The organism is Stenotrophomonas sp. CASM106 (assembly GCF_049384825.1).
Classification (GTDB): domain Bacteria; phylum Pseudomonadota; class Gammaproteobacteria; order Xanthomonadales; family Xanthomonadaceae; genus Stenotrophomonas; species Stenotrophomonas muris.
Genome location: NZ_JBMRFS010000006.1, coordinates 293,914 through 300,391, shown reverse-complemented (window position 1 = coordinate 300,391; position 6,478 = coordinate 293,914). Strand labels below are relative to the sequence as shown.

Sequence of the window (6,478 nt, the reverse complement as noted above, 5' to 3'; positions counted from 1 at the left end):
TGGATGCCGCGGCTAAGCCCCCACGGATGGGTTCACGGCGTCCCCGCCAACCCCACCCGCCCGGCCCACTCCCAGAAAACCAGCTTTCAGCGACCAACCCAAACCCACCACGGAGGGGCTCCGCCGTTCGCCGACCTCCGCCGAAGGCGCGCTTTCCACGGAAGAAATAATTTTCAGAGGACGTGTCGATTCCCAGCCCCCTGGTTCGTTGTACCCAATGAAGGGCACGCACCACGCGTCCCCACGGGAGACCGCAATGAAAGTGATGGTGATCGTGAAGGCCAACGCCGACTCCGAAGCCGGCCGCATGCCCAGCGAACAGGAACTGTCCGAAATGGGCGCCTTCAACGAACAACTGGTGGCCGCCGGCATCATGCTGGCCGGTGAAGGCCTGCACGCCACCCAGCGCGGCCGTCGCATTCACTTCGGCGGCGGGGCACCCCAGGTCGAGGCCGGTCCGTTCGGTCCTGCCAGTGAACAGATCGCCGGCTTCTGGCTGTGGGAGGTCCGGTCGCTGGACGAAGCGGTTGAATGGGCCAGCCGCGCGCCGTTCGGCAGTGGCGGCACGCTCGAACTGCGTCCCTTGATCTCCGCTGAAGACTTCGGTGAAGCCTTCACCCCCGAATTACAGCAGCAGGAACAGCGTCTGCGTGCACAGCTGGAAGGTTGACCCGATTCATCTCCACGCCGGGCACGACCCGGCGCTACCGCCCTGAACCACATCACGGAGTATTGCCATGAGACTGATTCCCTTCCTCGGCTTCAGCGGCCAGGCCCACGAGGCGATGGCGTTCTACGCCAAGGCACTCGGTGGCCAGGTCACTTCGGAAATGAAATACCGCGACATGCCGCCCTCCGATGGCTCGCCGGGCTGCAACGAGATGCCGCCGGAAACCCTGGACCACGTCGCCCACAGCCAGCTGGAGATCGGCAACGCCATCGTGATGGCGGCCGACGGCCCCGGCGGCGGCGAGGGTGGCTCGACCACCATCAATGTCGATGTCGACAGCATCGAAGAAGCCGAACGCGTGTTTGCCGCGCTGGCCGAGGGGGGGCAGGTGCAGATGCCGATCGCCGAAACGTTCTGGGCGCACCGCTGGGGCATGCTGGTCGACCGCTATGGCAAGCCGTGGATGGTCAACTGCATGAAGCAGCCCTGATTCCTCTCTTTCTTTCATCCACAAGGAGCTTCACCGATGAGTGCACCGCAACCGCAGATGATCTTCGTCAACCTGCCCGTGCAGGATCTGAACGCGTCCAAGACCTTTTTCGCAGCGCTGGGCTACACCTTCAACCCGACCTTCACCAATGACGATGCCGCCTGCATGGTGATCAGCGAGAGCATCTTCGTGATGCTGCTGACCCAGCCGTTCTTCAAGCAGTTCACCACCAAGCCGATCGCCGACGCACGCAGCCAGACCGAGGTGATCACCTGCCTGTCGGCGGACAGCCGCAAGGCGGTGGACGTGATGGTGGACAAGGCTCTGGCGGCCGGCGCCAGTGAACCGCAGCCCGCGCGCGACTACGGTTTCATGTACCAGCGTGGCTTCCAGGACCTGGACGGCCATCTCTGGGAAATCGCACACATGGACGGCGAGCCGGGCTGACGGCCGCCGCAGGGAGAACCCGCATGGCTTACGTGGACGCTTACGTGCTGCCGTGCCCGCAGGACAAGGTGGCGGCCTACCGTCGCCTTGCCCGCAAGGCCGGTGCGGTGTGGAAGGACCATGGCGCGCTGCAGTACATGGAATGCGTGGCCGACGATGTGGAGCCGGGCAAGAGCACCTCCTTCCCGCGCGCGGTCAAGGCGAAACCGGGCGAGACGGTGATCGTCGCCTTCGTGGTGTTCCGCTCGCGCGCGGCACGCGACCGCATCAACGCAAAGGTGATGGCCGACCCGCGGCTGGCGTCGCTGGGCCCGAAGGACATGCCGTTCGATACCCGGCGCATGTTCTGGGGTGGCTTCAAGCCGATTGTTGAAGCGTGAGCTGCGGCGCTTGTGCGGGCCGGGCGTGCGTGCTGTGATCGGCGCATGCTCGAGCCCGCACTGACGCAGCGTCTGGAAACCCTCTGGCGGATGGAGTCGCCAGTGCTGATTGCGCGCCTGGCGCGGCTGCTCGGTGGCGATGTCGGCCGTGCCGAGGAGCTGGCCCAGGACACCTGGCTGGCCGCGCTGGAGCGTTGGCCGGAGCAGGGTATCCCGGACAACCCCGGAGCCTGGCTGATGACCACCGCGCGCAACCGTGCCATCGATGTGCTGCGCCAGCACCAGCGGGTGGCGCAGCAGCATGCGCAGTGGGGCGAGGAACTGCATCCGGCGGCACTGCCGGCGCCGGATGACAGCCAGGCACTGGAGGACGACCTGGGCGATGACCTGCTGCGGCTGATGTTCGTGGCCTGCCATCCCGTGCTGCCGGCCGATGCGCGGGTGGCACTGACCCTGCGCCTGCTCGGTGGCCTGACCACCGTCGAGATCGCGCGTGCGTTCCTGCAGCCGGAGCCGACCATCGCCCAGCGCATCGTGCGCGCCAAGCGCACGCTGGCGCAGAAGCAGGTGCCCTATGAAGTGCCACGCGCGGACGCGATGCCGGAGCGCCTGGCCTCGGTGCTGGAAGCGATCTATCTGGTGTTCAACGAAGGCTACGCCGCCAGCGCCGGTGATGACTGGATGCGCCCGGCGCTGTGCGAGGAAGCGCTGCGGCTGGCCCGCATCCTGGCGCATCGGTTGCCGGTGCCGCCGGTACTGGGCCTGCTGGCGCTGATGGAACTGCAGGCTTCGCGCGCAGCGGCACGGGTGGACGCGCAGGGCGCGCCGGTGCTGCTGGACCAGCAGAACCGCGCGCGCTGGGACTGGCTGCAGATCGACCGCGGGCAGCAGGTGCTGGCGCGCGCGTTGGCCATCGGTGGCGACCAGGATCCCTATGTGCTGCAGGCGCGCATCGCGGCCTGCCATGCGGCTGCGCGGCGCGCCGACGCGACCGACTGGCCGCGTATCGCCGCGCTCTATGCACAGCTGCTGCAGGTGCAACCTTCGCCGGTGGTGGCATTGAACCGGGTGGTGGCGATCCTGCGCAGCGAAGGCCCGTTCGCCGCGTGGGCGCAGCTGCAGCCCCTGCTGGTCGACGCGCGCCTGCGCGACTATGCGCCGCTGCAGGTGGTGCGCGGCGAGCTGCTGCAGGCACTGGGGCGTGAGCAGGACGCACGTGACGCTTTTGGCCAGGCCGCTCGGCTCAGCCAGAACCAGGCCGAGCGCGGACTGCTGCGGCAACGGGCGGGCCTGCCCCCCACGGACTGAGCCGACAAAGGCAGCACTTGTCGCCGGCCGCCTGAGCGGCTATGTTTCGCGCCCAGCGGACGCATCAGCGTCCGCGATCCGTGCGTATTGACCGAGGAGCGGTTGGATGTATTCAAGGACGAAGAGCGCATCGCGCGCTTTTGCGCGCCTGCTTGCCTGTGCCCTGTGCGTGGCCGTATGGCCGATGGCCGTGCAGGCTGCGGACAAATCACAGCAGGCCTATTGGGCCGGTTTTGCCTATACCGCTGACGCCGCCGCCGTGCAGGCGACCACCCCGCATGCGCACGCGGTGCTGGAACGGCGTGGGCTGGTCCCGCTGAACCAGACGCTGGCACAGTCGCTCAAGCGCCACGCACCGGCCCACCTGGAGCTGATCGACCAGCCGGTGGCGATGCTCGACGGCACCACCAGTGCCACCGTGCTGGCCGCTGCGCTGGATCGCGAGCTGGTCTCGGTCGAACCGATCGGCGACCAGTACAAGGTGCTGGTGGAAGTGGCGCTGCAGGCGTTGTTCTTCGACTTCCGCGAGCGCCAGGTGATCGCCTCCTATCCGCTCACCCTGCAGCGCATCGACGTGCAGGACTACCGTCCGGACAACGACGATATCGACGCGATCGTCGCCGATCTGCTGTACGGCGGTGCCGATACCAGCCTGTCGCAGGTACTGGCGGCCAGCCTGGCGCAGGCCCGGTTGCCCGATGCCGCCGTGCGTCGCCTGCAGGTGGGCGGGGTGACCCTGTCCGACGCGGCACGCGCCAAGCTGTCCGATCCGAAGTGGGAAGCACCGCTGCGTGCCACGCTTGCGCACGAACTGTCCAAGACGCTGTCGTCCAACACTGGCGTTGGCCTGCTGCCGCCGGCCTCGGGCCAGGCGATCGGCGGTGCGATGGCCGCCCGCTTTGCCGACGGCAAGGTCTACCAGTTGAAGATTCCCGAACCCGACTACGTCATCCAGCTGCAGGTCGATGCACTGAAGAACGGCGTGATCGAGGAAACCCCGGCGATGAAGACGATGCTGTTCGGCGCCTTCTTCACCGCCAAGGTGAGCGAGCCGTTCTCGGGCAAGGTCTATTTCGAACAGCCGCTGCGCAAGGGGGCCACCAAGGTGGTGCCGGTCACGCAGTGGCAGGTCGACCAGTGGTCGGCCAGCTACGAAACCCTGCTGGCCGGCTTCGACGCCTTCGCCGGCGCCGCCGCCAAGCGTGCCGATTCGCGCGCCTGGCTGGACGAACAGAAGCCGGGCGGCCGCCCGTTGCAGCAGCAGACCCAAGCCCTCCAGGAGTTGATCAAGTCATGTCGTTGATGCGTACCATCCTGCTCATCCTCATCGCGCTGGCGGTGGCCTCGCCGGTCGCTGCGCAGACCGCGAGTTCGCGCGGTACCGGCTCGGCCAGCTACGGCCTGCGCCTGAGCGCCGATACCCGTGCCCAGGCCCTGAACAAGGCCAAGGTCAATGCCCTGGAGGCGTACATCGCCGAAACCGGTGCGGCCAAGCTGCGCCTGTTCGAGGCGCGCCGCGCCGAGTTCATCGGCGAGATCGACCGCTACGTGCTCAGCGCCGTGCAGCTGTCGGACACCGAAGACAAGAAGGCCAAGACCTACAGCGTCACCGTCCGCGCCGAGATCAACACCACCCTGCTGCAGACCAAGCTGGATGCGGGTTCGGCCGTGGCCGACGCCACCGCTGCGCAGCGCTCGCTGCTGACCTTCCTGTTCATGGCGCGCTCGCAGGACACCGTGCAGTCGTTCCAGGACAAGGAATACCGCCGCGTCGACGCCAGCAGCAGCTACAGCGAGAACACCCGTGAAGGCGACAGCTTCCGCGGCAACTCGGTCAGCACCAACGGCAGCATCAACCAGAACGGTTCGGTGTCGGTCACCAGCGGCGGCAGCACCACCGCGCGCGCCGACAACATCACCTGGAAGGTGGCCAACGCCGCCGAAGTCAACACCGCGATGACCGGTGCCTTCAGCGCCGCCGGCTACGAGGTGGTTGAAGCCGAGTACGTGGAAGGCGAGTCGCGCGGCCTGCTCAGCATCGAGCGCATCCGCAAGGACTTCAGCACCGGCAACGACCTGGCCCCGGCCACCCTGCGCGACACCGCCAATGGCATCCGTGCGGCCAACATCCCGTACATCGCCGTCGGCACCCTCGACGTCGGCATGCGTGACCGCGATCCGGCCAGCGGCAACACCCGCGTGTTCGTCACTGTCACCGGCAAGGTGCTGGACGTGACCGGTCGTTTCCCGCGCACCGTGTCGTCGGTCGGCCCGGTGCAGTTCTCCGGCACCGGCCCGAATGAAACCGTGGCCCGTACCAATGCCCTGCAGCTGGCTGCCGAAAAGGCCGCCCAGCAGATGATCAACGAACTGAACGTCAAGGCGGTCCGCTGATCCGCCGCCCCGTTGGGTGCCGAGCTCGCTCGGCATCGCCCCTGGGTTACCGATTCCCCACGTGCCGCACGCGGCCGTTTCTTCCAAAGGACTCTCACATGATCCGCAATACCGCTCTTGCCCTGGCCATCGCGGCCGCCACCCTGTCGATGCCGGCCCATGCCGGCCTGGGCAAGCTGAAGGACCTGGCCGGTGGCTCCACCGGCTCCTCCAGCAGCACCTCCAGCGCCGCTGCCCCGGACGAAGCCGCGCAGGAAGCGCTGGTGCGTCGTTTCGTCAGCTCGCAGTCGCACTCGCTGCAGGCCCAGACCTCGTTCGCCCGTGCCTTCGGCCTGGCCGAGCAGGTGCAGCTGCTGGAAGCCGAGCGCCAGGCGCTGTCGTCGGGTTCGGTCAGCGTCGATGCGATGAAGAAGTCGGTGTCGGTCAGCGAAGCCGCCCAGGCCGCGATCGACGAGCGCCAGGCCGCGCAGCCGGAGCTGAACGCTGAATCCAAGCAGCACTACGCCGAAGGCCTGGTCTCGCTGCTGGCGTCGGCCGCCGAAGCGCAGAAGCTGGGTGGCGAAGCCAGCAACTTCACCGCCGGCATGAAGAACCTGGGCGCCACCCAGATGGCTACCGTCGGCCGCAAGCTGGCCGCTGGTGCATGGGTGGCCAAGGAATCGCCGGGCTTCATCCAGGGCCTGTACGGTTCGACCAAGTCGGCTGTGACCTTCGCCAAGAAGAGCAAGGTCAAGGTGCCGTCCAACGCCGACTCGATGCTGGGCCAGCTGGACAAGATGAACTGATCCG

8 protein-coding genes are annotated in these 6,478 nt (G+C 67.3%); all 8 read left to right on the top strand.

All coding sequences use genetic code 11. From position 1 onward, the window contains the following. The first annotated feature begins 256 nt into the window (after positions 1–256). The 8 genes from VG556_RS16300 (at position 257) to VG556_RS16265 (ending at position 6,474) form a co-directional block, all read left to right on the top strand. Positions 257–670, top strand: a complete 414-nt coding sequence (locus VG556_RS16300) for a YciI family protein (RefSeq protein WP_014645771.1) — start codon at positions 257–259, stop codon at positions 668–670. 67 nt (positions 671–737) lie between these two features. Next, entirely contained in the window at positions 738–1,160 is a 423-nt protein-coding gene (locus tag VG556_RS16295) for a VOC family protein (protein WP_014645772.1), read from the top strand. Between the two features lie 36 nt (positions 1,161–1,196). Beyond that, positions 1,197–1,607 carry a VOC family protein gene (locus tag VG556_RS16290; protein WP_100449300.1) on the top strand — a complete coding sequence of 137 codons (411 nt, stop codon included), beginning with the start codon at positions 1,197–1,199 and terminating at the stop codon, positions 1,605–1,607. A gap of 23 nt (positions 1,608–1,630) precedes the next feature. After that, positions 1,631–1,987: a DUF1428 domain-containing protein gene (locus tag VG556_RS16285; RefSeq protein ID WP_014645774.1), complete on the top strand. Its 357-nt coding sequence runs from the start codon at positions 1,631–1,633 to the stop codon at positions 1,985–1,987. A 45-nt stretch (positions 1,988–2,032) separates the two neighbouring features. After that, positions 2,033–3,295, top strand: a complete 1,263-nt coding sequence (locus VG556_RS16280; RefSeq protein WP_032959269.1) for an RNA polymerase sigma factor — start codon at positions 2,033–2,035, stop codon at positions 3,293–3,295. A gap of 106 nt (positions 3,296–3,401) precedes the next feature. Further along, on the top strand, positions 3,402–4,598 hold the full coding sequence (locus tag VG556_RS16275) for a hypothetical protein (protein WP_100449301.1): 1,197 nt from the start codon (positions 3,402–3,404) through the stop codon (positions 4,596–4,598). Next, positions 4,589–5,689 carry a hypothetical protein gene (locus VG556_RS16270; RefSeq protein ID WP_100449302.1) on the top strand — a complete coding sequence of 367 codons (1,101 nt, stop codon included), beginning with the start codon at positions 4,589–4,591 and terminating at the stop codon, positions 5,687–5,689. The genes VG556_RS16275 and VG556_RS16270 overlap by 10 nt, the downstream gene beginning before the upstream one ends. A gap of 98 nt (positions 5,690–5,787) precedes the next feature. Continuing rightward, entirely contained in the window at positions 5,788–6,474 is a 687-nt protein-coding gene (locus VG556_RS16265) for a hypothetical protein (protein ID WP_014645778.1), read from the top strand. The last annotated feature ends 4 nt before the right edge of the window (positions 6,475–6,478 follow it).